This is a genomic window from Myxococcus sp. CA040A, from assembly GCF_013336725.1.
In the GTDB taxonomy this organism is placed as follows: Bacteria; Myxococcota; Myxococcia; order Myxococcales; family Myxococcaceae; genus Myxococcus; species Myxococcus llanfairpwllgwyngyllgogerychwyrndrobwllllantysiliogogogochensis.
In genome coordinates, this window is the sequence record NZ_JABUMR010000008.1 from 597198 (window position 1) to 623360 (window position 26163).

The 26163-nt window shown below is 67.4% G+C and carries 32 protein-coding genes; 14 read left to right on the forward strand and 18 right to left on the reverse strand.

Features of this window, described 5'->3' with window-relative positions:
* Positions 1-7 precede the first annotated feature (7 nt).
* The 12 genes from HUA75_RS47195 to HUA75_RS35275 all read left to right on the forward strand — a co-directional run bounded on the left by HUA75_RS47195 (position 8) and on the right by HUA75_RS35275 (position 7551).
* A complete protein-coding gene (locus HUA75_RS47195; protein WP_254627913.1) occupies positions 8-1087 on the forward strand; it encodes a hypothetical protein in 1080 nt (359 codons plus the stop codon).
* Between the two features lie 53 nt (positions 1088-1140).
* Positions 1141-1437 (forward strand): helix-turn-helix transcriptional regulator, encoded by a 297-nt coding sequence (locus HUA75_RS35225; protein ID WP_174488866.1) that lies wholly within the window; start codon positions 1141-1143, stop codon positions 1435-1437.
* A complete protein-coding gene (locus tag HUA75_RS35230) occupies positions 1434-1889 on the forward strand; it encodes a hypothetical protein (protein ID WP_174488867.1) in 456 nt (151 codons plus the stop codon). Before HUA75_RS35225 ends, HUA75_RS35230 begins: the two co-directional genes overlap by 4 nt.
* 23 nt (positions 1890-1912) lie before the next feature.
* Positions 1913-2200: a hypothetical protein gene (locus HUA75_RS35235; protein ID WP_174488868.1), complete on the forward strand. Its 288-nt coding sequence runs from the start codon at positions 1913-1915 to the stop codon at positions 2198-2200.
* 305 nt (positions 2201-2505) lie between these two features.
* Positions 2506-2742: a hypothetical protein gene (locus tag HUA75_RS35240; protein WP_174488869.1), complete on the forward strand. Its 237-nt coding sequence runs from the start codon at positions 2506-2508 to the stop codon at positions 2740-2742.
* 118 nt (positions 2743-2860) lie between these two features.
* Complete coding sequence (locus tag HUA75_RS35245; protein ID WP_174488870.1) at positions 2861-3310, forward strand: hypothetical protein; 450 nt, start codon at positions 2861-2863, stop codon at positions 3308-3310.
* Positions 3311-3443: 133 nt separating this feature from the next.
* The gene (locus tag HUA75_RS35250; RefSeq protein WP_174488871.1) at positions 3444-3770 is read left to right on the forward strand and encodes a hypothetical protein; all 327 of its coding nucleotides are present in this window, start codon (positions 3444-3446) and stop codon (positions 3768-3770) included.
* Between the two features lie 385 nt (positions 3771-4155).
* Positions 4156-5007, forward strand: coding sequence for a hypothetical protein (locus tag HUA75_RS35255; RefSeq protein WP_174488872.1), 852 nt, complete (start codon positions 4156-4158; stop codon positions 5005-5007).
* Positions 5008-5472: 465 nt separating this feature from the next.
* On the forward strand, positions 5473-6288 hold the full coding sequence (locus HUA75_RS35260; RefSeq protein WP_217446409.1) for a KilA-N domain-containing protein: 816 nt from the start codon (positions 5473-5475) through the stop codon (positions 6286-6288).
* Positions 6289-6304: 16 nt separating this feature from the next.
* Positions 6305-6673, forward strand: a complete 369-nt coding sequence (locus tag HUA75_RS35265; protein ID WP_174488874.1) for a hypothetical protein — start codon at positions 6305-6307, stop codon at positions 6671-6673.
* 220 nt (positions 6674-6893) lie between these two features.
* Positions 6894-7175: a hypothetical protein gene (locus HUA75_RS35270; protein ID WP_174488875.1), complete on the forward strand. Its 282-nt coding sequence runs from the start codon at positions 6894-6896 to the stop codon at positions 7173-7175.
* 145 nt (positions 7176-7320) lie between these two features.
* A complete protein-coding gene (locus HUA75_RS35275) occupies positions 7321-7551 on the forward strand; it encodes a hypothetical protein (RefSeq protein ID WP_174488876.1) in 231 nt (76 codons plus the stop codon).
* Between the two features lie 56 nt (positions 7552-7607).
* On the opposite strand, the gene HUA75_RS35280 is transcribed toward HUA75_RS35275, so the two are convergent.
* Complete coding sequence (locus HUA75_RS35280; protein ID WP_174488877.1) at positions 7608-8318, reverse strand: hypothetical protein; 711 nt, start codon at positions 8316-8318, stop codon at positions 7608-7610.
* A 246-nt stretch (positions 8319-8564) separates the two neighbouring features.
* On the opposite strand from HUA75_RS35280, the gene HUA75_RS35285 reads away from it, so the two are divergent.
* A complete protein-coding gene (locus HUA75_RS35285; RefSeq protein WP_174488878.1) occupies positions 8565-9644 on the forward strand; it encodes a beta family protein in 1080 nt (359 codons plus the stop codon).
* Here HUA75_RS35285 and HUA75_RS35290 read toward each other — a convergent pair.
* The 6 genes from HUA75_RS35290 to HUA75_RS35315 form a co-directional block, all read right to left on the reverse strand.
* A complete protein-coding gene (locus HUA75_RS35290; protein WP_174488879.1) occupies positions 9595-10176 on the reverse strand; it encodes a sce7726 family protein in 582 nt (193 codons plus the stop codon). The two genes, HUA75_RS35285 and HUA75_RS35290, sit on opposite strands and share 50 nt — an antisense overlap.
* A 156-nt stretch (positions 10177-10332) precedes the next feature.
* Complete coding sequence (locus tag HUA75_RS35295) at positions 10333-10512, reverse strand: hypothetical protein (protein ID WP_174488880.1); 180 nt, start codon at positions 10510-10512, stop codon at positions 10333-10335.
* Between the two features lie 32 nt (positions 10513-10544).
* Positions 10545-11108, reverse strand: coding sequence for a hypothetical protein (locus tag HUA75_RS35300; protein ID WP_174488881.1), 564 nt, complete (start codon positions 11106-11108; stop codon positions 10545-10547).
* 70 nt (positions 11109-11178) lie between these two features.
* Positions 11179-11628, reverse strand: coding sequence for an NlpC/P60 family protein (locus HUA75_RS35305; RefSeq protein WP_174488882.1), 450 nt, complete (start codon positions 11626-11628; stop codon positions 11179-11181).
* Between the two features lie 99 nt (positions 11629-11727).
* Complete coding sequence (locus HUA75_RS35310) at positions 11728-12342, reverse strand: hypothetical protein (RefSeq protein WP_174488883.1); 615 nt, start codon at positions 12340-12342, stop codon at positions 11728-11730.
* Between the two features lie 78 nt (positions 12343-12420).
* Positions 12421-12978, reverse strand: coding sequence for a hypothetical protein (locus tag HUA75_RS35315; RefSeq protein WP_174488884.1), 558 nt, complete (start codon positions 12976-12978; stop codon positions 12421-12423).
* Positions 12979-13091: 113 nt separating this feature from the next.
* Here HUA75_RS35315 and HUA75_RS35320 point away from each other — a divergent pair, with 113 nt between their 5' ends.
* A complete protein-coding gene (locus HUA75_RS35320; RefSeq protein ID WP_217446410.1) occupies positions 13092-13574 on the forward strand; it encodes a hypothetical protein in 483 nt (160 codons plus the stop codon).
* Between the two features lie 97 nt (positions 13575-13671).
* On the opposite strand, the gene HUA75_RS35325 is transcribed toward HUA75_RS35320, so the two are convergent.
* From HUA75_RS35325 to HUA75_RS35375, 11 genes are all read right to left on the reverse strand, one after another.
* The gene (locus HUA75_RS35325; protein ID WP_174488886.1) at positions 13672-14319 is read right to left on the reverse strand and encodes a nuclease-related domain-containing protein; all 648 of its coding nucleotides are present in this window, start codon (positions 14317-14319) and stop codon (positions 13672-13674) included.
* A gap of 111 nt (positions 14320-14430) precedes the next feature.
* On the reverse strand, positions 14431-15009 hold the full coding sequence (locus tag HUA75_RS35330; RefSeq protein WP_174488887.1) for an imm11 family protein: 579 nt from the start codon (positions 15007-15009) through the stop codon (positions 14431-14433).
* A 2-nt stretch (positions 15010-15011) separates the two neighbouring features.
* Positions 15012-15638, reverse strand: coding sequence for an AHH domain-containing protein (locus HUA75_RS35335; protein WP_254627915.1), 627 nt, complete (start codon positions 15636-15638; stop codon positions 15012-15014).
* A 225-nt stretch (positions 15639-15863) separates the two neighbouring features.
* The gene (locus tag HUA75_RS35340) at positions 15864-16397 is read right to left on the reverse strand and encodes a hypothetical protein (RefSeq protein ID WP_174488889.1); all 534 of its coding nucleotides are present in this window, start codon (positions 16395-16397) and stop codon (positions 15864-15866) included.
* Between the two features lie 30 nt (positions 16398-16427).
* Positions 16428-18530 carry a Hint domain-containing protein gene (locus tag HUA75_RS35345; protein WP_174488890.1) on the reverse strand — a complete coding sequence of 701 codons (2103 nt, stop codon included), beginning with the start codon at positions 18528-18530 and terminating at the stop codon, positions 16428-16430.
* 10 nt (positions 18531-18540) lie between these two features.
* Positions 18541-20955: a host specificity protein J gene (locus tag HUA75_RS35350; RefSeq protein WP_174488891.1), complete on the reverse strand. Its 2415-nt coding sequence runs from the start codon at positions 20953-20955 to the stop codon at positions 18541-18543.
* A gap of 88 nt (positions 20956-21043) precedes the next feature.
* A complete protein-coding gene (locus tag HUA75_RS35355) occupies positions 21044-22123 on the reverse strand; it encodes a hypothetical protein (RefSeq protein WP_174488892.1) in 1080 nt (359 codons plus the stop codon).
* Positions 22117-22833 (reverse strand): C40 family peptidase, encoded by a 717-nt coding sequence (locus HUA75_RS35360; protein WP_174488893.1) that lies wholly within the window; start codon positions 22831-22833, stop codon positions 22117-22119. The genes HUA75_RS35355 and HUA75_RS35360 overlap by 7 nt, the downstream gene beginning before the upstream one ends.
* Positions 22834-23986: 1153 nt before the next feature.
* Complete coding sequence (locus HUA75_RS35365) at positions 23987-24682, reverse strand: phage minor tail protein L (RefSeq protein WP_174488894.1); 696 nt, start codon at positions 24680-24682, stop codon at positions 23987-23989.
* A gap of 117 nt (positions 24683-24799) precedes the next feature.
* Complete coding sequence (locus HUA75_RS35370; RefSeq protein WP_174488895.1) at positions 24800-25147, reverse strand: hypothetical protein; 348 nt, start codon at positions 25145-25147, stop codon at positions 24800-24802.
* A gap of 148 nt (positions 25148-25295) precedes the next feature.
* The gene (locus tag HUA75_RS35375; protein ID WP_217446411.1) at positions 25296-25883 is read right to left on the reverse strand and encodes a phage tail protein; all 588 of its coding nucleotides are present in this window, start codon (positions 25881-25883) and stop codon (positions 25296-25298) included.
* Between the last annotated feature and the right edge of the window lie 280 nt (positions 25884-26163).

Here is a 26163-nt window from a genome sequence, read left to right on the forward strand (position 1 = left end):
TCCGACCATGAATGCCATCCCATTGGCCGGAGCCTACCGCTACACGCACGCCGGCACCGAGGTGTTCCACCTTCCCCTCGCGCGCCCATGGACGTGGGCCCTCACGCACCACGGGATGTGGAGCGTCTTCGTCCACGACGTGGAGCCCGCGCGCCAAGGCGTGCCCGAGCGACGTCACCCCCTCCACCCGCCTCCGGAGGTGTTGGGGTGCTGGCTCGCAATCTACGCCACCCGCGACTACGACACTGCCGGGGTGGCGTGGCTGCGCAAGGCGCACGACCTGGAGGCGCCTGCCGGAGACGTCCTACCCGCTGGCGCGTACGTGGCGATGGCGCGCCTGGCGGAAGTCTCCACCGTAGGCAACGACTCCCGGTGCACCTCCGACCCGTGGTGGTGGCACCGGGGCGCTCCGTGCCGGGGCACCGTCGCATGGTGGCTCGAGGATGTGATGATGTTCGAGCCGCTGACGGCTGCGCCAGCTCCGCGCCTCTCGCGCGTGGACCGCGAGCTTGTGCCTGAGCTGCGCGAGCGCGTGCGTCTGGCCCGGGACGGCGTCTGGCGCCCGGAGCTGTACACCGTGCCCGCCGCCCTCCCCGTTTGGCAGCCGGAGCCTACGGAGGCCCCCATGCCCTCCGCCCCCGCGACTCCACCTCCCCGCCAGGAGCTGCGAGCCGACGACAGTCCCGTGGCCCCCATGGGCGTCGTCGAGCAGTTGGGGCTCTTCGGCGAGCCGCCACCCCGGCCTGTGCGCTCAATCGACAGGTCGCAACCGGAACCGAAGCCCGCCACGCCCCCGCCTTCGCTGCCCCCCAGCACTGGGCCCAGCAGCCTCAAGGAGGCCGTCGCCCGTGTCCGCGCGCTGCTCGCGGACGGGAAGCAGCACGACATGAGGGAGCTGATTGGCGCGGCCGGTCAGGACGCCGCGGGCCGGACGCTGCTCTACCGGGTGACGTGCGTGGCCGGCACCGCTGTCGCTCCGCTCGTCCACCAGGTGCCCGTCACCCTTCGCGGGGATGGGCAAGGAAGCTGCTGGTACGCATCCGCAGGCACTCCAGCCCATGCCCACCCGGAGGACGCCCACCCATGAGCCAAACACCTTCATGCTGGCGGTACCGGCTGCTCCTGGAGAGGTGTCCGCCCATGCCACCCGCGGGCAAGGGGCACGCCGCCGAGCTCCGCGCCGCACGGGCGCGCGCCGAGCGCGAGAGGCACGGTCAGGTGTTCCGCGCTTGCCGTGTCGAGTTGGGACTGTCCCTGCGCGACGTGGCCACCGGCTGGGGCGTCAACGCGACGGTGCTCGGCGAGCTGGAGCGGGGCAAGCGGCGGTTCCCCGCGCCCGCTGACCTCTTCGCAGCTCTCCAGCAACTCTTCACGTGGGCGTGCGAGAGGCACGGGTACGGTCGCCTGGGCGACCTGCGGTGGAGGGACCGCCCATGATGCTGCGGCACACCCTCACCAAGGCGCTGGAGATGGTCCTCGCTCGTGTCGCCGCTGGAGACCCGGACCTCTCGTCCGCCTTGCGCTTCGTCGCGCGCTCCCGGCGCATCTTGTCCAACAGCACCGAAACACTGGCGGCCAAGGTGAGCGCGGAGATGGACAAGCTCCTCGACGACGTCCGCTACGACGCGCCGCCGGCACGCCTGGACAACCCCTTCCCGCACGGGCCGTTACCCTCCGAGGCGCTGCTACACCGCGCGTGGACGGACGCCTGTGCGGCGGCCCGGCGCAACATGTCCCCTCCGCCCCAGGGACTGGGGCTCACCGCGTGGGATGACGTCGGCGGGCTGTCGCGCCTTCAGGCACTCGGGCTGCTGACGGTGGCCATCCAGCGCCTGGCCACCATGCCCGAGTTTGGATCCGGCCCCCTCTTCCCCGGGCTGCGTCGCTGACGGACTCATGTAGCCTCCGGGCCATGACCGACGCCGAGCGCGTTCACCACGCCGACGAGTTCCTGGCCCGTTTCCAAGCCATGCCTGAGTGGGCTGCTGATGCCCTCGTAGAGCGCCTCGCGGGCGCCGCGCTGCCTGCCGTGTTCGAGGAGTACACGAGCAGCATCCTCACGGAGCTGGCGCCCATGCTTCCCGAGGACGTCAAAGAGGCGGTGCTCGACCGGGTAGCCTCGCTGATGCTCATCGGCTACCTCGTCCGGGCCAGTGAGGACGCGGCCACCCCGCCCCGCGTGCCGCCCGCGAGCGCGTAGGCCGCGAGGGATTTCTCCGGGATTGGCGTCCTCCAGTGCATGGACGCCAAGACAACGCTCCGATGCCCAGGCTGTGGCGAGGTCCTGCAGCCCTACGAGCTGGCCGCAGTGCAGGGGCCCGACCTGCTCACGTGCCGCAACAGGGCCAGCCATCGACCGCACGACGGCGGGGAGCGCCTCTACCGGCCCGGCCGCAACGGCCGACTCGTGCCGGCGTCCCCCGCTGCTCGAACACGTTGGCCGCCGGAGGAGCGCTGGCGCGAGGCGGCGAGGTAACAATCAGCGCGCCAGGAGTCTCTATGGACATGACGACACTGCTCCGCTGCCCAGGATGTGGATTGCCTCTCACTCCCGACGTAGGCGACCTCGTACGCCGCCCGCTCCACGGTGTCCTCGCCTGTCTCGCCCACGGGTTTGACTGTCTGGACCCGACGCCGCGCCTCTACCGGCGAGCCGCCAACGGCAGGCTGTCTCCCCTGTCTCTCGCGGCGACACCTGTGGCGCGCACGCGAAGCAACCGCAAGCTGGGGCTGGAGCCCTGACGCCATACCACCCAGGGGTGAGAGGAATAATGGTCGTCATCTATTGACGCCCATTAAGGAGGTGGCTACTCTCCCATCATCGACGCTGCATCACGCGGCGCCGCCACGGGGGGTTGTCATGGACCGAGTGCTTGAGACGGTGCTGGAGCGGACGGCGAAGGACGGGACGCCATTCCGCGTCACAGTCGAAGACCGCACGGGCACCGTTGTGCCGGTCGCCTACCTCGACGGCAAGCAGCTCGCCGTGGGCAACACGGTAGGGTGGCCGCTCCCCGCCGCTTCGCACCGGGACGGGCTCACCCACGCTGCGGGCTACCCTCCCGCGCGCATCATCGGTCTGACGGACGCGGAGGCCGCTACCGTCAAGGCGGCCGTGCGCCGCCACCACGAGGAAATCAACGCCGTGGCCATCGCGGCGCAGCACCTCGACGCCAAGCTGGGCGGGCTGTTGGAGGACTTCAGCGCCGCGCGGGAGCGTAGGGACTTCGACCGCGCGCGCGTCATCGAGTCCGAAATTGCCGCGACGCGGAAGGCTGCCGGTCTACCTGCCGGCGACTGGCGCGAGTAGTCCTCTCACTGGACTGAGAAGTCGACACGCCACCGCGAGGGATTTCCGCGCGGTTGGCGTCTTCCCGTTCAGCAGTGATGCCGAGAGGCGTTGAGCACTCGCCGTGACGCCTTCGGGCGATGGAGTGGAGAGCATGAGCGACGACAAGACCCCGCCTCCGCACGTAGACCCGGCCCTGGCCGATACTGCCAAGTTCCTCCAGACCTATGCCGCCGGCGCCACGCTGGAGCGGAGACGCCGGAACCTAGAGCCGCCTTCCCTCGAAGCCGGAGCCATAGACAACGCCGTCGTGTCCGAATTCCAGCGGGTCTACGCTGCGGCCCATCTAGCCCTCCCGCCCCTGCGCGACTGGTCGAAGAGTCCGCCGGCGGCGTGGGAGCTGCGCAACATCGCGGCCATGCGACGGTGGCGCGCGTTCGCGATCAGCGCGAGGTTTCGCGGGGACAGGCTCGAGCCGTGAGCGCTGGGCTGCCAGACGACTCATGCCCCTACCTTCGGCGCGTCCGGCAGCGAATCCCGGGACTCCACCATCCTTGACGCCGCCCGCTCGCGGCAGGTGATCTTCGAGCCACCACACCAGGAGCAGTGATGCCGGAAGGTGAAGCAGTACCCAGGGAGGGCTTCGGAGGCGCAATCCTCCAGTCCCTCCTGGTGCGGCCGATGACGACGCTAGAGGTGGCCGCCCTGCTCGACGTGAGCGAGCGGACCGCTCAGCGCGTCATGGCAGCGCTGGTTGGTGCGGACTGGCCGTTTACGCAGGCGCAGGCCATGCCGGGCCAACGAGGCGAGTGGAGCACGACACCAGAGGCCGTGGCCGCATGGCTGGGCCTCGCTCGGAGGCGCCGATGAGCACCACGCCGAAATCCTATCTCCACCTCTCCGCCCTCGTGGCGAAGGCCCGGGCGGCCCACGCTCGTCTCGGCCTCGCGCCTTCCATGCCGCTCCGCGACGCAGCCGCCCTGGCCGCCGTTGAGTCCTGGGGGCTGGACGTCGTTGAGAGCGCCCATGAGCTGGTCAACATGGCCGCCTTGGGCGTTGCGTCGCCCAAGCCCCTGCCGGTGCACCAGGTGCGCCCGGCAGCCGCACGGCATATCGCCGAGACGGACCTCCATTCCGTGCCCGACGAGCGCCCGCGGCTGCTCCGGGCCCCGTGGCTCCTCGAGGTCCGCCGGCCCGAAGCTGGAGAGGCGCTGTTCGGCGACACCTTCGCGCTCGGCGGGTACGAGCTCGACGGGGTGACGTTCCTGGTGGGCCTCACGTTGGAGGGCGGCTCACGCGTTGCGACGTGGCGCCCCACCTGGACGGGCGGCGAGCTGGACGAGGGCACGAAGCAGAGCCACTCACACCTCGTAGAGCCCGGCAACGTCGGCCCGTGGCAGGACTGGGCGAGGGCAGCCGCGCGGTTCTCCGTCGTCTACGCGCTGCTCGTCGAGGCGGAGGGGACGCCCCTGCGCGTGGAGTCCGGGCGCCAGCGTGACAACCCCGCGGGGCTCGCCGTCAGCAACGTCTACCTGGACGGTGCGCTCGGGGATGCGGCCGGAGCTGTGCCAGCGGCCGCCCATGCCACTGGGCTCATCCCGTCGGAGACTTCCGTGCGCGGCCACCTGCGCCGCCAGCGGTACGGGCATGAGCTGGCGCTGGTGAAGTGGGTGTACATCGCCCAGCACGGGGCATGGCGCTGGGTGCGGCCGGTGTAGGACGCGGCACGCCGCCGCGCCGACCGTGAAGAGTTGTGGTGGCTACGTGTAGATCTTCACGTAGCGGGGTGGCTGCTCCTGGCAACCCCTGACGCCTCCTGGCCGCTGCTCTCCGCCAGAGTCCGTGGAGTGTCGCCACGGTCCGTCTGAGTTCGCTGCGTGTCGCCTGAGTTCTATTTACGAGGGAGCGCCCAAGAGAGTTGCGCCCCCCCTTTTTCACACGCTGGTGGATGTGAATCCGGCTCCTGCGCTTTTCGAGCCCCAGACCCTTGCCATGTCAGACCTGGCGAGTATGACTTCCCGCAAGAGGTGCTGCCCATCGCCTCTTCCCCATAAGACGCCCGCGACTCGTCGCACGGCGCCGCTTCACTCCGACGGGGGCAGCCGGCGGAGTGAAGTGCCTTTCCCCCGGAGGTCCGCTTGGTGAACCACTGCCCCCGCTCCCCGACCCTCACGATTGGCGCCGTGGTTGTCCGACAGGACACCCACGGACGCTACAGCCTCAACGACCTGCACCGGGCAGCAGGACTCGAGGACCGGCACCAGCCGGCGTACTTCCTGCGGAACGATGGGGTCCGCGCCCTCATCGAAGAGGTCCAGTCTGCAAATTTGCAGACTGCCCCCGTCGAAGCGGTCAACGGCGGGCCGAACCGAGGGACCTATGCTTGTCGAACGGTCGCCCTCCGGTATGCCGCGTGGATTTCGGCACCGTTCGAGTTCAAGGTCTACAAGGTACTCGAGGACTATCTCGACGGGCGCCTCGTCCCCGCGACTCCAGCGCTCCCCTCTGGCTACATCGATGCGCTCGAAGCGCTCGTCGTAGCCGAGAAGGAGAAGCTCCGGCTCTCCGAGGTGGCCACCCAGCAGGCCCAGCAGCTCGAAGCCCAAGGCCGTGTCATCGAGGAGCAGCGGCCGGCCATGGAGTTCCTGGAGCGCTTCGTCAAGGCGAAGGGCTCGGCCGGCGTCCGCCGCGTCGCGAAGGGCATCAACCGGCGGCAGAACGACCTAGTCCGCGATCTCCTCCGGGACAGGGTGCTGTACTACGAGGGGAGGCACCTGGTGCCGTTCGCCAAGTACCAGGACAAGGGCTACTTCGTCGTCAAGCTCGGGGAGAAGAATGGGCACGCGTTCACTCACGCGCGCTTCACCTCAGCAGGCGTGCAATGGGCAGCGGCCCGGTACGGCCGGGAAGCGCCATGTGAGAGTGCGGCGCGACTCCTGCCAGCGGCGCCACAGCCGGCGGCCCAACTGCCCCTCCTCCCCGAGTCCACCCAGCCGTAGCCAGGAGCCTCCCGCGATGAGCACCAGACAGAAGGCTCCCAAGGCCGCGGTGCCTATGACGTTCCACTTCCACCCACCGCGCCAGTACGACGAGCCCCTTGACGTCTGCCTCGGGGACCCGCGCGTGCTGGTTGGCGCCATCCACGAACTCTGTGCCGCCCTGCGAGTCAGCGGTGAGGCACCGTTCGCCGACGGGCTCTACGCGCTCGCGAGGAGCATCACCGCCGAGTACGGAAAGCTCGAGTGGGACGCGCCTGTGCCGGCAGGGCTCCGCCACGCAGCCTTCGTCCAGGCGTGCGCCCTCGTCCCCGCGGCGAAGCTGCGCAAGCTCAGTGGCCCGAAGCTCGTCGGACTCATGGCCACCGGAGTCGCGGGCGTGGCGTAGGCCGATATGGGGATCCGCACATCGGTCCGGGCGCGCCGGTAAACAAACCGGCCCGCGAATCCGCTCTGGGCACCAGTACAAATCCTCGTGGCCGGTACAAAAACCGCGAGCCGGTACAAATCCTGGCGGGGAATTCTAGGCGCCCCGGGTCGGACTAGCCTCGCGTGGACACAGCCACGCCGCGTGCGCTCTCCTGTCCCCTCACCTCAACGGGGGCACGATGACGAAAGAATTTCAACGCGCAACAGAGGCGATGCTTACTCCAGACCCGCAGCCCGCGCTGCGGCAAGCGCGACAGGACCTGCTTGCCGCATGGGATGTCTTCGAGCGAATTGACCAGGAAAAGAAGAATCAGAGGGAGGCCAAGCGGCTTGTGAGCAGCAACGAGAATGACGTTGATGCTGCTCACGACGCATCTCGCAGGGACGTCGAAGCCAGCTTCCGCCGTTACCTCGGCGCAGCGAAGGCAGCTGGGCTTACGAAATATACCCCGCACACCTGAACCGCAAGACTGGGCGGCCCGCCCCGGGGCTCAGGAGCGGGCCAGACGGGCTACCCCCGTCGAGCGCCACCGGGCCCCCACATTCCCAGCCAGCACGCTGAGTGCTAGCGTCTGCCACCGCATTACCACTGCAACGGAGGGGACCATGAAGCTGCTCACGACTGGTGGCCTGTTGGCGCTTGGCCTGTTGTTTGGGTGTGGTGGACCCGTCGACGAAGGCATCGAGAACGAGTCAGACGCTCAGCTCGATGAAGTCGAGCAGGGCTATCACGCGCCCGCCATCTGCGGAAAGACTGTCAGCTGCCCAGCAGGGCTGGAGTGCTGCTTCTCCCCCGCACGCTGCTTGCCAAGTTGTGGTGGGGGAGGAGAGAACTAGCCATTTGAGGCAGGGCAGCCCGCTCAGGCTCGGGGGGCTGCCCTGCCCTACCAGGGTCACGCCACCCTGAGCAACTCAGCCATCCGCAACCAGGGCTCGGGCTGGGCCACCCAGCCGTCCTTCTCGTGGATTTGCAGCGCGAACCCCACAGCAGGCATTGCTAGTTCATTCGCAACCACGCTCCGCATCAAGGCACCAAAGGGCTCCTCCCACGCATGCGTAACACCACGGGTTGCGCTCAGAAAGAACTGCTCCTTCTCGGTGTCTTCGATCTTTGAGATGTGGAACTTGCCGGAGGTGGAGTTGGGTCCCGCCTTCACAACAGCAGCGACGAGACGCCGGAATGGGGCATACTCGCCGTCCTCTATGTCGCGCAGAACTCGGACGAGAGATGCGTAGAAGCGGTCCTTTGGACGGCCGGCACGGGCATACTCTCGCGTCAGCAGGGCTAGCGCAGGAATGACCTCGTCGGAGACCACGTCCTCCAACTGGCGCATGGAATCGAGAATGACTCCCTTCACCGGGAGCGAAACTCCTTCGAGCATCGCCTTCAGTTCCATCTGCGCGGTTTCGTCAGGGTAGCCCGACCCCATGAACTCCTTCACGAACTGCTCAGCCCGCCGGTCAAACCTATCGCGGCGCAGGTCGAACAAGGTGTTCATCAGCCATCGGGCCGTTGCTGCCCCGGCCGGCCCAGCGATTTGGCTTGCAGTGGTAGCGATCGCTACCTCAACACCTTCGCGAACGAGTCCCTTCTTCTGAGCCACTGTCTCCTCCAGTCGCGAGCGTCCCCGGCAAATCTACCAGAAGCTGCGCTTGGCCCGACCGCCACGACAGGAGGGCTCCGTCGTCCCATGCCCGGCAATTCGGGACAGTCGAGATTTCCAATCCACTCGGCAATGGGCGCGGAGTTTGCCACACAACACTTACCCACCCCAGGGTACCCGCGAACCCAGTTGATAGAAATTCCGCAAGGCGATGTCTTGCGGGCGTCAACCGACAGTGGGGGATTCTTGTTTGACCATACGCACTACGTCCCAATCCTGAAGTGGAAGCAGGGCGAATACTTGGCATTGGAGACGATGGAGGACGACATCCGGGACAGGACCTTCCCGGTTCTCGAAGTGGTGCCTGTTACGTTGGGCGAAGACGACGATGAGTTGACGCCTGAACTCGTGGCAAACCATCTCCGGAAGGTCCCCACCCAACTCGCGCGTGCGTGGCCTAGCAGGCCTGCCTTCGTGGACCTCCACCACCTCCAGGCAGCGGCTCGCATGCCGAGCGGCGAGCATCCCGTGGAACACCTCTTCCGCGAGTTCGCAGAACACGACCTGGCCTGTATTCCCGTCTGCGGCCCGGACCGGGACGCGGCCTACCAAGCAGCCGTTGCCGATGTAGTGGCGCGGGAGGGAAGAGGCGTCTGCATTCGGCTGATGTCAGACGAGCTATTCGACGAGGACGTGGTCGACAACGTCACCAAGTTGCTCCGGAAGCTCAAGGTCCCCATCGACAACGCCGACTTGTTGATGGATGTCGGAGAGGTTCCCTCCAACACAGGCCTCATTGTCCGGTCCCTTCGGCAGACGGGGTCCCACCTCGCTGGGATGGGCGCGTGGAGGACATTCACGTTCGCCGGAGGCTCCTTCCCGGAAAGCCTTCGCACAATTACCGGCTTCGGGACCATCCCCCGGGTAGAGTGGTATGTCTGGAATGAACTCCTGAAGGGTCCCCTCGGAAAGAAGCGAGTTCCCACCTTTGGGGACTACGCCGTCCAGCATCCCGACATGGCTGAATCTGCGGGCTTCAGCGGAAGCGCCAATGTCCGGTACACGGGGGAGAACGAGTGGTTCATCTTCCGAGGCCGTAGCCTCACCCACTACGGCTACGAGCAGTACCACGACCTCTGCCGCGAAATCGTCCGGCACGCTGCATATTCGGCCCGCGGCTTCAGCTGGGGTGATTCCTTCATCTACAAGTGCGCTCGCAACGAGGAGAGCACTGGCAATGCTTCCACGTGGCGCAAGGTCGGAACGTCCCACCACATCACGTTCGCAGTGCGTCAGGTCGCCAAGCAGTTCGGGATTTCAATCTGACCCGGACGACATCCCGAAGCTCGTCGAGACTCAGCACCTCAACGAGCTTCGCATAGAGGACCTTCCGCGGCTTGCTGCGAATGCCGGTGGCGTGCCCCAACCGCTCCAGCACGTCCAGCGCCTCCTCTCGCCACAGCAAATTAGCAATCGCGAGCGGCGTGGGCTTTGGGTTCTGCTTCGCCTCGCGCCGTGCCTCGATGCGCACGGTACCGCCGTCTTCCATGATGGCGGTGCAGAGCCCCCACCATCGCGGGACCATCTTTCGCGCTGCCTTGAGGTGCCTCTCGCCAGCCACAAGGGTGGCCATGTCGAGCGCGGCGCTGTAGGCCCGGACCTGCGCCGGAAGGCGGTCCAAGGTGTCCTTGTCGCTCTTGAGCTCGTACCCATGGATGGCGCCATTGATGACAGCAACATCCACCCGCACCAGGCCGTGCTCGAGGCCCAGTTCGTTGAGGACGAGCGTCCCCACCTCTCCCGCATGGATGGAGAGAACGTCGCGCTGGAGCGCTCGCCGGACATCGATGTCACGCATCTGCGTCCCTCTTAATTGAGTTCCTACGTGAAGAGCGATAACCCCGGGGGTCGCGACGTTCAGGAGCCCCCTATAGGATGGGCGCCTGCTCCCCCGCCTTACATCCGGCCATATGCCCTATAGACTGGCCCGCCCTGGGATGGAGCGGGCCGAGCCCTACAGCCCGAAGGTGAGCCGCGCACCTACGCCAGCGTAGGACTCACGCAACGTCCACTGCGCGGCGCCGAAGAGGGCGAGGTTGCCCCGGAGCCGCAGCCCCGCTTCCAACCCAACGGCGACGCCCGTCAGCGTGGACGCGCGAGCCTGTGCCTCCAGGTAGCCCGTCCTCACCGGCACGTCAGCGAGGACCCGAGAGAGCCCCGCGGCGACTACGGGCCGCGGGGCGTCTGAGGGACCGCCGCCACCACCTGCTCCAGCGCGGCCTTGCTGCCGATGGCGCCCATGCTGAGCGCGGCATTGATGGCCTGGTTCGCAAGGGCTCCAGCCCCCTGCGACGCAATCTTCTCGGCGGTCAGCTCCGCGCCGTGCATGGCCGTCCAGGCCGCCTTCGCCTGGGCCTCCTCTGAGCTGGTGGGCACGTAGCCCTTCGTCGCGAGGTGCTCGCGGAAGACGCGCAGCGCCTCGGCCACCTTGTCGTCCACCTTGTTCTCCGTGCGGAGCGCCAGGTCGTTGATGGTGTAGTAGGCGATATTGACGGCGTTGCCGAAGGTACGCAGGCGCTCCTCGGCCTTGTCCTTCCAGATGGTGCGCGCCAGCGCGATGACGCCAGCGACGGCGAAGCCGGCAACCAGCACCAGCACGTCGGGGTTGGTGAGAATGCCGACGAGGATGCCGCCAGCGACACTGCCGGCCGTGCTTCCGGCGTCGGCGAGAGCCACGGGCGCGGTGAGGACGGCCGCCGCGAGAGTGGTGAAGATGAACAGTTTCTTCATGATGGGACTCCTTGCGACTGCGAGAGGACTGCGGGGGTGAAAGTGAGAGCCACGCGCCACGCCAGGGCGCTCACGGGCGAAACGGCAGGCGTCGGATGCCCATGCGCCGCGCGCGGTAGTCGAGGTTGCCGAAGCACTTCACGAACGCGCGGGCCTTGGCGGCGTCGGCCAGGGTGAGAGTCGTGCTCCCGCCTCCGGAGGCGCCCACCACCACGCTCCCACCCACGTGCACCATGACGTGCTCCGCGTCGGTGGGGTCGCCCTTGCGGTGGTACAGCACCAGGTCGCCGGGAAGCAGCTCCACTTCCGGCACGGGGGCACACCGCGTCCACAGCGCGTCGGTGTTGGTGTCGGCGCGCCAGTCCGGCCCACCCACCTCATGGAAGGCCCAGGTAACGAGCCCTGAGCAGTCGAAGACGCGCTGGCCGGTGGTGCTGTCGCGCTCACCCTTGCCGCACCACCGGTAGGGCGCGTGCATCTGCGAGAGGACGGTGACGAGGAAGGCGTTGCGCTGGGACATGGAGGGACTCCAGGAGTGGAGGAAGCGCTGAGCGGGCGACGGCAGTGGTCGCGAGAGGACTGGGAACTCCTGTGAGAGGGCTCCAGGAGTGGCGGCGCATCAGTCCTTCGAGCCGGCGTCGACAGCCCTCGCCACGAGGGAGAGCTGTTGGAGGATGGCTCCCTGCACGCGCGCGAGCGCATCGATGTCGCCAATGCCCGCGGCCCGGAGTTCTCCCGCCGCCCGGGACGCCGCCCGCTCGAGCGCCTCGTCCCGCTCCGCGCCCGCCGCGGCCACCCACCGGGCTTGCGTCAGCGGACCAATCTCATCCCAGCCCGGGACGTCGAGCCCATTGGGCGTCTTCCACGCGTCGTGGGGCCCGACCACACCGTTGTAGGCCGTGAAGCCCAGGTGCCCGGGCCGTCGCGGGTCCGTCGGCGAGGGGCTCTCCGGGCGGGCCAGTGCGGCACGGAACGCGGCCGCGCGCCCCAGCCACAGCTCTCCCTTGGCCCCGTGCTCCCAGATGCCGTCCGGCGTCAGAGAGTCCCCCACCGCCTCCGCCGCGAGCTTCATCAACTCGAAGGCATCGGCGTAGCCCTCGGGGTGGATGAAGTGGCGGAGGGTGATGGCCACGCTCTCGCGGAGGTTGTCCACGTTCTTCGCGCGCTGCTTCTCTTCAGCCAGCCGCTCACGGAAGCGGGCGAGCAGTTCGTCACGGGTGAGCTTCGGGGACATTTCAGGCTCCGGAATGCTGCGGTTAGAACGACGGGTTGAGAGCAAGACGAGGCGAAGGGCCAGGCTGTGAGCCCGCCTTCACTTCCGCCTCCGGAGCGGAACGGAGGGCTCCTCGAAGTGCACAGCGGGCGGACCAACCTGGACGAACCAGGCCGCGAGCTCGCGCAGCCCGGCCATACCCAGCAAGGCAACGAGGGCGCCCACCACCCACAGGGCCCCGCTCATGCGCGAAGCCCGGTGCTCTCCGTCCGCCATGCGCTTGGCCAGGTCAGGCACGGCCTTCATCACGGTGTCGTGCTCGTCGACGCGCTTCTGGAGCGCCACCACCTGGTCCGCCAGCTTGGGCATGGCCTCGACAACGGGCTTGTGCTCGGTCACCCGCCGGTCCACGTCGGCCAGACGCTCGTCCATCTGGCCCACCTTCTCCTCGAGGCGGCGCACCTGCTCGGCCGTGGCCATCCGCTCGCCGACGCCGCGGATGTCCTCGCGGACGCTCTCCATGAGGCGGTGCAAGTCCATGGCGTACTGCTGGGCCGCGCGCACCGCACCGTCGGCGCGCTCGCCGATGGCCTCGCACTTCTCGCCGAGGCGGGCGAGGTCTTCGCGGATGCTGCTGCGCTGAGCGGCCGGGGACATGCCGTCGGATGCTCGGGGCGGACGAGGACAACGTCCGTCGCCACATCACGGCCTACAGTGCCCGTCCCACATCCTGCTATGAACCCTCAATGGACCCATTCCACGAGAAGATCGTGCTGCTCGTCATCGACAAGGGCCTGCTCACTCTTGCCGGTGGCACTATTGCATTCATCGCAGCCCGCGCACTTGAGCGCTACCGTCGTCAGCAATCTGTGGTGCTTGAACTCGGAAAGCTTCGAGCGCAAGCGTTCGCACGAGTGCTTAGCGCCGCTGCCTCGCACGCATACCACGTTGATCAGCTCATCGCCGCCGCCCGGACAAACGCCGAGGAGAGCGACAAAATCAGAGTCCTAGGAAAAGCCGCCATGGACTCCGCCCTCTCAATTCAAGATGTAGCACTACGAGAGGCTGGGCTCATCGACCGAAAAACAGGCAAGATTATACAGAAATATCTCGTGGCAATCTCCGAAATTGACGTCGAGCGCATGAAGAAGGGAGGTCTGACAGAGGAAGAGGCGACCAATCGCAAGGACAACATCAACGAATTGCGCGACGAACTTCATCGATTTCTTCCGCCACTCCCTCGTGCAGACTGAGTTTCCCCCTTCCTTCCACGAGCATTTGAGATTCAGTAGTCCAAGCAACCGAACCGAGTGCAGCTTCTACACTCAAGCGTAATTGCCACGGGGTACGCTACTTAGCCCAAGTCGCGTCACTCCGCGCCGCCCTCATGAGGTCCTCCAAGTCATCCGCACCGAGCTTCATAGGCTGGCTCAACAGCCCGGGAAGCAGGTCGGAGATGTGCAACACAGCCACATGCCGAGGCGCCTCCTTCACAACGGGACTCTGGTTGACGAAGACGATGAGCCCCTGGACCCAGAGGGAGCGCCGCCGAGTCGCCTCAACTAGACACTGCCGGACGCGCTGAGCCTCGTCCTCCTGCTTTTCCACGAAGTTCGTTGGGCGGCGATTCACGTGGAGGTTGGGGCCGGCGACCCACACTTTCCCTCTCACCGCCTTCGTGTTGATGACGAAGACGCCAGGGGGACCGATGACGAGGTGGTCCACGTTCGCGCCCCGCGCGCCCACCTTCACGTCGTGCTCGACGTGCCAGCCTGCACTGCGGAGCTGGTCCAGAGAGTCGCCCACGCGCTCTTCGCCGTCCGCGCCGAGCCGCCATGCCCTCTCGTCGGTGTGGATGTTCAGCAGGCGCGTGAAGAACGTCTTGATGGGCGCCGCATTCGCCAGCTCCTGCTGCTTCTCGCGCGCGCTCTGTCCGGCGCGCCGCCCCGTGCGCCCCGCCGACGCCGCAGCCTGCTCCTCACGCTTCTTGAAGAACATGGAATCCCCCCGGGAAGTGTCACACCCGGAGGGTAGCGCGCGGCGACGCGCGGACGACAGCGAGTCCAAGAACACCCTCGCCCGACGCGTCCGTCGGTGCCGACAGCAGCGTCACCGGAACTCGGACGAGATGCTCCACTCCGAGACAGGAACGAAACGCACCCCTTCAGGTGGCGGCGTCATGGCCAACACGCGATCCATGGCATCTCGATGGAAGAGGAAGACGACCGCCTCATCCAGGGCGAACACCAATCTCTCCTTGAGAGGGATGGCACCAAGGAGTTTCTCGTCGAGAACGAGATGGTCGAGACGGCGAATCACATGCCCGCTCTTGGAGAACTTGTAGACCGAGCGCTGCATGTCCATGCATGGAAGTCGCTTCCACATGTGAACAAGCCAGTACCTCAGTATGTCGCCCTTCACTTCGACGTCCGCTGGGACGAACTGAACCCCATGGAGGTTGAGATCCTCGAGCACCGCCTTGATGCGGCTCGATACCACCGGCTCCGGGAGACTGTGATGGTCCGCCATGATGAGATTGGCGGGCACTGGGTCCCCGAGACACAGCTTGATGGGCTCGTCGACCAACACCGATGCCCGTCGCTGGAAGTCCATGGCCGACTGGTCCCACGAGAGAAGCGGGTGCTGCGCACAGAGCGCACGCATGAGCACGAAGTAGTCACTCTGCATGGCTAGCTGCCCGCCCGAAGCACCCGTCGAGGGAGCAACTTTTTCGTCGTTGGGTGCCGATGCCCGTGCCGTCGCTTCTCGGGGCACGGCACGCGGGCCTTGTTCCGGATGCTCGTTACCCCGGAGCAACCGACGCCTCCCGGGAGGTAGTCGCGACCATCACTGGTAAGCGTCCAGTCGCCACTGGCGATGAATCCAAGAATGTCGTCGCTCACCTCATCGAGGTCATCGGTGAGGTCCACGGGGTTTGGGCAGTACTTGCCATCCGCAACTCCTCGTACGTACGCCTCCAGGAGCTTCTTCACGGCGGCCGGGTAGCGTGAATCCGGTTCCGACCCCAGTCCGGCGCGATGGTTCCCGACATGAAGTGGAACGTGGAGCTCGCACGCGACAGCCGGCACCATGGGCAGAAACACGCCGTTCTGTGGCCGGTTGATGTCGTAGCCGAAGTACCAGCAGGCACGGCCCCAGTCCTCGCTACGCTCCATCGCTTCAGAGCAGATGAGGTGGTGCGCTGCCAGGGTGGACGGCCCCGTGTACCAGGGATGCGTTTCGACCCCAGCCCCCTCGAGGATGTTGTTGCACAGCGTCGTGGAGTTGCCGAGATGCGACCCAGGCTCTGCTGCCATGGGGTGAGCGGGCTTCCGGCAGAACGGGCATGGCTGCCACGTCACAGGCTGGGGCCACCCATTCGCAGTCTTGACGGGCAGGACACTCCTGTAGGGCGCGACCGGCATGGGGACATCACACTCCCAGTCTGGCCAGATTTGAACGCCCTGAAAGAGCGCCAATTCAAGACAAACCCCGTGAAGTAGGGATGTCCGGGAGTCAGCGCTCCAACCCGGCAGCGCCTCTCACAACATGCCCCCGAGGGCAGCGTCCTTGCCGATGGCCAGGAGGTAGTCCCGGAACGCCTCCCACGTGTTGGGGGCAACGAGCCCGCGCGCGACGGCGTTGGCCTGCCACTCGCGCAGCAGCCCGTCAGCGCGCCACAGCAGCCAGGGCCGGCCCACCGCGGTACGAGCCTCCAGCATGAGGCGCTCCAGCTCTCCAGCCGTCTCCAGGAAGGTGGCCGTCGGATGCACCACCAGCCAGTCGTACGTGAGCGCCTTCGCGGGGTAGCGCTCCCCCTGGGCCGCCAGCTCGAGCGCGCTGTATTTGCCCCAGTCGTCGGTGAGTCCGGCCACTCCGCTGGCCGCCAGCGCCTGCAGCTCGCCCTCCAGCTCGGCGCGGCGCACGTGAAGTCCCTGTCCAACGGCCGCGAAGTGCCGCGCGGACGCGCCTGCGGCGTCGAGCTCTCCGCGCACGCGGGCCAGCATGCACGACACGTCGCGCTTGCGGGACTCGACGGCGTTTCGCTGGTACACCTCTGCGGACGTCAGTGACATGGGCTGCTCCTGGCTGGCGCGTGCGGCCGGCTACTCGCGAGGCTTGGCGTTGTGGCTGTAGAGGCCTTGCACGTTGTAGGTGCGGGCACCGTGGACGGTGAGGCGAACGACGTCGCCCTCCCCCACCGCCTCGACGCCCACGACGCGGCCAGGCCGGGAGCCGAGCAGCGTGTCCCCCGGGCGCAGCGAGGAGAGCGCCGTCCACCCCGTGCCCTCGACGAACAACGGGTGGAGGCTGGAAGCCACGACAGAGCGCCCGTCCTCCAGCGTCAGCCGGTGCCGGTGCGCGCGGGCCCGCTGCACGGCAGCCACCTGGTACGCGTCCAGCTTCAGGGTGGCCTCGTGCTGCGTGAGGACGCGCATGCCGGGACGCACCAACTCCGCCGGCAGCTCGCTCCCATCGTCCATGAGGATGGGCTCCCAAGGCGCGGGGCAATACCCCCCACCGTCGCTGCCGCCGCCACCACCGCCGCCGTCAACGCCTCCTCCCACCGGCGAGTTGTACTGGGTGCCGAAGGGCGCGTTGCGGCTGGTGACGGGGATGAACCACTTCGCCGCGCTAGGGCCGTACACGTTGACGACGGACACCAGGAGGTACCAGACGGATGTCGTCGTGGTGCTGAGCCCGGACACCGAGCCCGCGAACATGTACGTGAAGCTGGCCCGGCCCTCGTTGTTGGCCGAGGACTCCGTGGCGTCCTGGTACACCCTGTCGGTGAGCGCGACGTGCAGCACCTGCTGGCGGTAGGCACTCCCGGCCGTTGGCCGCACCCACAGTTCGACGCGCGCGTACCGCATGGCGTCGAAGTTGTCGTCCAATGACTGGGGTTGGAGGAAGAGCTGCCACGTCGCCCACGACATGGTGGACGTGGTGATGTTGTCCGCGCACTCCACACGCACGCGGTCTATGTTGGGCGCGCCCCCGCGCACCGCCCCCTGGTTGTTGCCCCGGTAGAAGCAGCGATTGCCGGGGCCGGGGCCGTCCAGCGTCACGAGTCCCTTGTAGAAGAGCGCCTCCATCGGGTAGCGCCCCACCATGACATTGCCGGAGGCCACCTTCAGGGCGGTCCCAACGTTGTCCAGCTTCGCGCCCGCGACGGGGACGCCGCTGCCGTCCTCCGCGTAGTTGGACGTCTGCATGGTGTTGGCGGACAGCATGTCGAACGTCACCTGCCGCCGAAGACTGATGGCGTCGAGGTACACCGCCTTGCCGATGTCCGCGGCGTTGACGTTGAGCTCCCAGTAGAGGAACACGCCCGTGCAGCCCGGTGGGCATTTCCCCTTCACCTTCACGCGCTGGTACGTGGTGGAGATGTTGGCCACCTCCACGCCGGTGTATTGCCCCGCGTAGTTGCCCGAGGCGTCCGCCCACAGCAGCAGGAGTCCGCCACCGAAGTTGCCCGAGAGCGGCACGGACGCCTTCACCCACGCCTCCGCGTAGAACTCGTCCCCCGCGGTGCACGGGACTCGCTTCGTCGCCGTGAAGGTGCGGTACCCAATCGCGTTGAGAGGCACGCGCCTGCACCACCGTCCCTCGCGCGCGTTGGCCGGCTCCTCCACGAGGTAGTCCCCTTCCGGAGAGAGCCCGACGGCAGCTGCACCTGCCTCTGAGTACCCGTTGGGCACCAGGTTGTCCGAGGGTGGAAGGAGCAGGTGCTGAGTAGCGATGGCGCCCGGCGCCACCTTCCCGGCCGTCACCGCCCCGGGACTCAGCAGCGCGGTGCTGACGCTGCCGGCGGGCACGTTGGACAGCGTCTGCGTCGCCACGGTGAGGGTGTCCGGGTCCGTCACCACGGCACCGCCCAGCACCCTCCAGCTTCCCTGGTTGCCGTTGGCGTAGAGGGCCTGCACGGCGCACTTCGCACTGGTGGTGGACGTCACCCGCAGCGTCACCACCACGCGGCGCTCCGTCGGCCCCACGCGCTTGGGCTCCACGAGATAGTTGTCCGTGTTGTTCGGGTCGTCCCCGGTGAAGACGGCCACCTGGAAGCCTTCCATCAGGTGCGCGGGCAGCGTCTCCTCGTGCGTCCAGCGAATGTCGAGGTACTTCGGCTTGATGACGCGCGGGCGCGGCTGGCCCGGCTCTCCGTCCTCGACGATGCCGCCCTGCATTTCCTGCTCGCGTGAGCGCATGAGGGACTCGCTAGGCCGGCGGCGTGGAGGACACCGTCATGGTGATGGAGGCCGGCACCGTGGGCGCTGCCACCACGGTGAGGCTGACGGCGTTGGAGGAGTAGTTGCCGGTGGTGTCGATGGCCTTGAGCCACACCACCTGGTTGACGCCTGGCGCCGGCAGGGCCCACTCGACGGACGTCGCGCGCACCTTGGTGACGAGGGACGCCGTCTCCCAGCTCGAGCCAGCGTGGCGCACCTCGTACATGTCGCGGTCCAGGTCCGGGATTTCCGCCCACTTCAACGTGACGGTGTTGCCGTTGAGCACGTGCTGGAAGCCGGCCACGTCGGAGGGAGGGGCCGCCTTGCCCAGCACCGTGTACGCGGACTCGCTGAACGCGGTGGTGAAGCCGCCCAGCTCGGCCGCCACCTGCACGCGGTACGGGCCCGGCGCCACGTCCGAGAGTTCCCAGAAGTGCGTCTGCAGGCGCTCCTCGGAGCTCCAGTTGCCCTCGGAGAGCCGCCAGCGCACCACGTACGCGACGGCGCCGGGCCGCTGCGTCCAACGGGCGTTGAGGGACACCTTCAGCCCGCCGTTGGTCGTCTTGTAGAGGCCCTCCCCCACCACCAGCCCCTCGGGCGGGGACGACGAGGGCAACACGGAGGTGGGCAGGGGCTGGAGCTGCACGCCGTTCTCCACCGCGGCGTACTTGCCCGGGTGGTGCGCCAGCGCCGTCACCTCGTACACGTGCGGCTCCACCTCGGCGACGGACAGCACGCGCCAGAGGGTGGGCACCAAATCGTTGGCCGCCAGCACCCAGACGGCCTGGGGCACGGGCGCGGCGGAGAAAGGCGCGGCCAGCGTGAGGGCCCGGTACGGCGCCGCCGGCAGGGCCGCCACCGGCCGCTCCTCCACCGTGCCGTTGGGCAGCACCGCCGAGAGGGTGTACGTGTGCCCAGCCTCGAGGGTGATGTCCGCGTCCAGCTCCACGCGAGAGGCGGTGGCTTCCACGACGCGCCCGCCCCAGCGCCGGCCCGCGCGCGTCGGGTCCACCACCTTCACGACCGCCCCGGGGTTGCGCAGCGCGCCCTCCAGACCGGTGCGGAAGACGACGGTCTCCGTCTCCAGCCTCTCGGTGTGCAGCAGCCACCGGCCCACCCGCTGCGCCTGGCCGCGCGAGGTGCATCCCAACGCCACCACGTCCGTGGGGTTGTAGCCGTAGTCGCGCATCCCCTCCTCGTCCGGGACGTGTTCCACCGCGGCCTTGTACTGGTTCGTCGGGTCGTTCCACGTCACCAGGGCCACGGTGTGCCGCGCGCGCCGCGAGGTGCCTGAGTACGTGAAGAGCCCGTCCACCACGTTGGCCGGGGCGAAGAGATACTCGGCGTCCCGGGGCGCGTCCTGGGCCACGTACACCGCGCCGCTGGCCCAGTAGACGAGGCCGCGAAACACCGAGGCGAGGTTGCCCACCACCTGGTACGCCTCCGCCTGCGTCTGCAGGTAGAGGTTGCAAGCGAATCGCGGCTCCATGCCGCCCTTGCCGTCCGGCACCAACTCGTCGCAGTAGCGGGCCACGGTGTACAGGCCCCACTTGTCGACGTGGGCCTCGTCCATGTACCTGCCCAGCCCGTAGCGGCGCGTCGTCAGCAAGTCGTACAGGCACCACGCCGGGTTGTCTGTCCACGCCACCTGAAAGGTGCCGTCCCACGTGCCCGAGTACTCGCGCGTCGCCGGGTTGTAGTTGGAGGGGATGCGCACCTTCAGCCCGCGAATCCGGTAGCTGCGCGTGGGCACGCTGCCAAACTGCCGGGCCGACACCTCGAGGGCGATGAGCGCGGTGTTCGGAAAGCTGAGCTTCTCATCCAACAACGTCGCGTACGACTTCCAGAGCGTGCGGTTCTGCAGCGCGATGGTGTCGGAGTCCGGGCTGATGCGCCGCACGCGGATGTCCCACGGCGCGCTGCCGGTGAGCTCCACGCGGTACGTCCGCTCGTAGGGGCTGGTGCACTTCCCGCGGATGACCTGGGCGCCCTGCAGGTCCTGCTCCACCCAGCCGCCACCGTTGCTCTGCACGTCGATGGCAATGACGATGGTGAACGGCTGCAAGTCACCCGTCTCCGGGTGCTGGTACGTCAGCTGCGGCACCTGCACGGTGACTCGCACCGCGTCCACCTCCGGGTCGCTAACGGTGCGAATGGCCGGCAGCTGATGCTTCACCTCGACATTGACGACGTGCTCCACTTCGGCCGCGGTCCAGCCGGGGATGTACTCCTGAGACTGGGTGCCAGAGACGTCGTACGCGGTGACACCCCGGAAGTTGGGCGTGTCATTCGGGCTCTGCACCGGTACGCCGTCCAGGTAGATGCCCTTCAGCCCGCCGACGAGCCCTTCAATCTCCCCCTCACACAGCACGTCCAGCACGCGCGCGTGGGCGGCGGACTTCAAGGTGTCCGGGGACTCAACGGGTGAGCGCTGAGCGTCTCCCCCTCCCTTCCCTCCGCTCCCGCCGCCCGCGCCTCGAAGCTCGCCCCGCTCACGCCTCAATGACATGGGGCTCCTCCGGGTCCTCTTTCTTCAAGTTGTGACTGAGGAAGCCCACCGTCTGGTACGTGTGCGCGCCCGCCACGGTGATGCGCACCACCGGGCCACGCCCAGCCGCCTCCACCTGGCGCACCACGCCGGGGCGCTCGCCGACGAGGCGCATGCCCGCGTCGAGGTGGCGCAGCTCCACCCATGCGGCATCCGTGCGCACGCGGTGGTTGTAGGTGGCGACGAGCTCGCGGCCGTCGTCGAGCACCAGTCGCCAGCGCTCCGCCTCCAGGGTGGAGACGTAGGAGACGGGGTAGTCGCCCCATTCCAGCGTCACCTCGTCCTGTGTGCGCACCCACGCGCCCGCGCGGACCTCACCCGCAGGCACCTCGCGTCCGTCCGAGAGGAGGATGGGCACCCATGGCGCCGGGCAGCCTCCGCCCCCGGGCGCCTGGCCATCTGGGCCATGCTGTCCACTGCCCGTGGAGCCACCGAAGCCACCGCCCGCGCTCCACTCGGTGGAGATGCCGGCGGACACCACGCAGCTGCCCACCAGCATTTCTCCGTAGCAGAGCGGCACCGGGTGGCCCTGGGCGAGCGTGTTGACGGGGCCGTTGAAGACGTACGAGGGCTGGGTGTCCGGCTTCTCGGCTGGACCCGTCGCCGAGGGCGGCTTGAAGAGGAGCTGCGCGGCGCCGCCCACCATGAGACTGCTGCCCAGGGCGATGAGCTGCCCGCCCACCACGCCGTAGTCGTAGACGGAGAGCACCGCGCCGCCGGCGATGAGCACCGCCCCCAGCACCACCTGGAGGACTCCTGCCTGCTTCGCGCCGGCCAGCGCCGGGAGGATGGTGATGCGCGTCTCGCCCGTGACGACGCCCAGCTCCTCGGCGCCGACGTCTCGCTCGCCGACGAGGACGTGGTAGCCGGGCGCGCTGTTCTCCGCGAGGAAGCGCGCGAAGCCCTCGCATATCGCGCAAAGGGCTCGCACCGCCTCCGCAGCCGAGGGCACTCCCAGCTCCAGCTTCCACTCCCGCCCGAAGCGAGCTCCCAGGGGGCCGCCGAGCACCACCGTCGTCAGCATAGGGTGCGATGCCGCACAACCTTCCGAGTCACCTTTGCCCAGAAGCCGCTGTACGTCTCCCTCTTGGAGAGCGAAGCCTGGAGGTGGTGGAGGACGACGTCCGCGCCCAGGTACACGCCCGCGTGGTTGGGCACCTTCGAGCGAAGTTGCATGAGAAGGACGTCGTGCTCGCGCAGCGGGGCGCCCGTCACGTCGACGAAGCCCGCCTGCTCATAGCCCTCCAGGTAGAGGTTACCGCCCTTGGCCCACCAGTCGTCGGGGCGCTCGAAGTCGCGGAGCTCCAGCCCCAGCGTCTCGCGATAGTAGTCGCGGATGAGGCTGAAGCAGTCGAGGACACCGTGGCTGAAGGGCCGGCCCACCAGGGGCGGCCGGTAGCCGCTCGGGTGCAGCACCTGCCAGTGCCCCACCGGCACGTTGACGATGAGCCAGGGCAGGCCCCAGCGCTCGCACATGACGCGGTCCGCCTCGCTCGGCGCTGGGGACGCGTTGGGATGGGAGTGGACGACGGCCACCACCTCCCCCTCGGCCTCGGCGCGCGCAAAGTCCTCCGGCGCCAGGTGGAAGTGGGCCTGGCTCTCGGCGAGGTTGCGGCAGGGCCGGTACACCAGCCCTCCCTCGACGAGCACCATTAGTCCGCAGGACTCGCGGGGGAACTCCTGGCGGGCATGCTCCAACACAGCGGAAACGAGGAAGATCGACAGGTCGGACATGCCAACCGACAACATCACGGGCCCCTTGGACACGCGACTCAAGCGCCGCGCGTCCACCAACGTCCGCGAGGACGAGGACGAAGTCCGCCCCAAATTGACGCGTAGGAGAATGCCAGACATCACCTCCAGGGTGAGTGCAGTTCCTTGAGCCGCCGCAGCCACGCCCGTACGGGACTCAGGGGCGGCTGCTTGGCACCGGCACGGGCGCTAGGATTGTGGCTTTTGAGGAATCGTGTAGATTCAGGTGAGTGATTGCGCTGCGATGTTCAGCGACAAGCACGCACAGCAGACAAAGCCACGCAACTGCCTGTATTTACTCGCCTTGCCAGGAAAGCAAAGAGGCCTTCAACAGACGTACCGGCTCGGATTGATTCCACCGGCTGTCCGGGGTACACCTTAGCTGTGCTGCGTGGCGCCCCAAAAGAAAGGGGTGCCCACCTGCAAGTGGGCACCCCTCAGGATCGCCTTGGCGGTCCCATTCTGACTCGATGTAATTAGTGCAGTCTAGGGACTACTCTCAATTCGCTATATCTATTGTATGGACTCGCCGGCTTCGACCCTAGGAACAATAGTATGGACTCGCCGGCTTCGACCCTAGGAACAATATATAGATTGATTGCATTCCACAAGAGAAGGCCGAAATCAGAATGATGAAATGGCCTTTCCTTAAAGAATTCGAGGGTTCTCATGCACACGATTGCAAGGAGGCACACATAAGGACACCCTGACACACATCGTAACGGGCACCACTGCAATGGTCGCCAGTCACGAGCAGGCGCAGTCGCAGCTCGCAGTCGTTGTGAAGGGCACCTTGGCGGTCCCATTCTGAACCTCCTCGGTGCCCCGGCTCAAACCTAGCAGGGGTTACAAATGTTTAAACTATTGGAAATCCTTAGCTCGCTTACCGCGAGCCAGGGAATCGTTGTGATTGGAGTTGGAGTTGGTGTGGTCATGGCGGCGATGTTGTGGAGGGCGTGGTGCTTCCACTACCCCCTCAACCATCCCGTCCTTCGGGGCAAGAGGCAGCCGCGGCGTCGACAGCCTCGATCCATGAAGGTCATGACCTCGTAGCCACTCACTCCAGGGTCGGTTGGCCTGGGCCTGCTCCGATGTGTGGGGCAGGCCCTTTTTTACTCGGTACATCCCAAGTCGCTCATCGAAGCAGACCAACGCCCGGGAACCCCCCGTAGGGTAGAACCGCAGTCTCCCCAAAGCGGGCCTTGCAACTTGAGAGGCGCTTCCCGCACCGGTCCTCGGTGGGGCTGGACGTCGGCGTGTCGTCCGCCTTCGCCACTGGCAGGCCGACGTAGCCACACCCCTCGCCCCGGTACTGCCAGCCGCACATCTGGGTGATGACGCGCAGGGGAATGCGGACGCCCTCCAAGTCACACCGCGCCGCGAGGGTGAACTCGATGAGGTGCTTGTTCTCCGTCGTCTTCGCGTCCACCATGAACTCGTCGTCCGGGAAGCCCTCCGACGGGCTGGCCGTGGGGTTGGCGCCGCCAGGGAAGTTCACCGCGTCCAGGTAGCGGACGAAGGTGCGCTTGCGGATGACGCGCGCGCCCAGCAAGTCGTTGCAGTCCCGCGCGAGGGCGCCCAGCGTGCCCTGGAGGTTGGCCATGGTGAGCGTGGGCCGGGGAAGGCGCCCGGTGCCCGACTTCTCGAAGCCGCGGGCCTGCACGGGCCAGGGCTGGTACGAGGCGCCCTGCCACACCACGAGCCCGTTCAAGCTGTTGGTCCCCGCGTGGAAGTGGCTGATGCCGCCTCCGGGGATGGACGACGCGTCCAGGATGAAGAGCTCCACCAGGGCGCCTGGCTCCAGCTTCTGGATGTCCTCGGCGACGCTCACTGGGCGCCCCCGGGACTAGGCCCTGTGGGCGGAACGTTAACGCGCAGCGGAGCGGCGGCAACAGGGGCACGGTGGTGCATGCCCCCTGTCTTCGCCCTCAGCGTGGACGTCGTCCGCTCACCCCACCTGGGAGAGCTGCGCGACCTCGGCTGGCCGAGCCGCAGCCACGGCAGCATCGGCCGCCCGGCGCGTGTTCGCCTCGATGGCCACACTGCACAGCGCCGACTGCGCCTGGAGCTGGAGCGCGAAGGCGCGGCTTCTCGCCATGGCCACGCCGATGATGGCCAGGAGAATCCCTCCAACGACGGCCAGGGTGGGCCCCGCATTGTTCCCACCGACAGCGTATCCAACGAGCGCTCCCACGGCGAAGCCAGCGAGGCCACCGCGCACGACAAGTCCCTTCGCTTGCGCGTAGAGGGCCTCGGCGTGCGTCTGGATGATGTTCGGGTCGTAGTGGACAGGCATGTCATTCCCCCAAGGGTTGAGCGCTGCTCTCGCAGGCCGGCGCGGACCCTCTCACGCCGAGGCGCGACAGGTAAGAGAGGCAACCACCACCCACCTGGGGCGTGGAATACCACCTGGGAGGTATTGCACGCTGATGGCGCAACAACCCCTACCCCGCCACCTCCTGGAACTCCGCGCTGACGTCGTGGGAATTGAAGCTCTTCACCGTGGACGACCAGCTCTCGCAGACGACGCGCGCCACGCGCTCCCCCTTGCCGGTGAAGGTGAGCGCCGCACCAGACGCCGGGGCAGCGGTGAAGGTGACGAGTCCGGAGCTGGAGAGCACGTAGTCCGCTCCGACGGACAGGAGCACCCCGTCCATGTGCACCTGCGGCGGCGCCGTCCAGCCTGTCGCGGGCACCCTCTCGTCGGGGACCTCTGGCGCTACGGGCCGCTCGAGGAGGTACTGCGTGCGCGCGCCGTCCCCGGTGCCCACCGGGGAGTTGGTGACGTCCCACGCGCTGGACGGCACGACGAACTCGAAGGACTCCACTCCCTTCCGGGCCTGGAGAAAGGCCTCGATGGCGTCGGCCTCCTTCTTCCGGCGGGCGTTGAACTGGAGAGCCCAGCGCGGGAGCACGGTACGCATGCCGTCCTCCGAGCGCTGGGCGTACCCGTCACCGAACTGGGCCTTCAGGATGCGGGGCTGGGTCTGCTGCTGGGCGCCGTAGTCCGGCGTGAAGGGGAATCGCTCCATGCCGGACATCGTCAGCGCATGAAAGGACGTGGTCCGGCGATCCCCAGGCGGTCACGTCAGCTACATCGACTCGGGACATGGGCCAAACGACTTGAGCAGCTTGCCGAGAAGTTCCTTGTCGGCGGACTCCCACGTGAGCTGCGTACTCCTATCGAGCCCTGTCATGGACGCGTTCACACTCTCGTCGTATCGATAGGTTGCAACCCTATCTGGCGGGGTGGGCTGAGGTCTTGTCACCTGCCCATCTAGTTGAAAGCTACCCTTCATCCATCCACGTGGC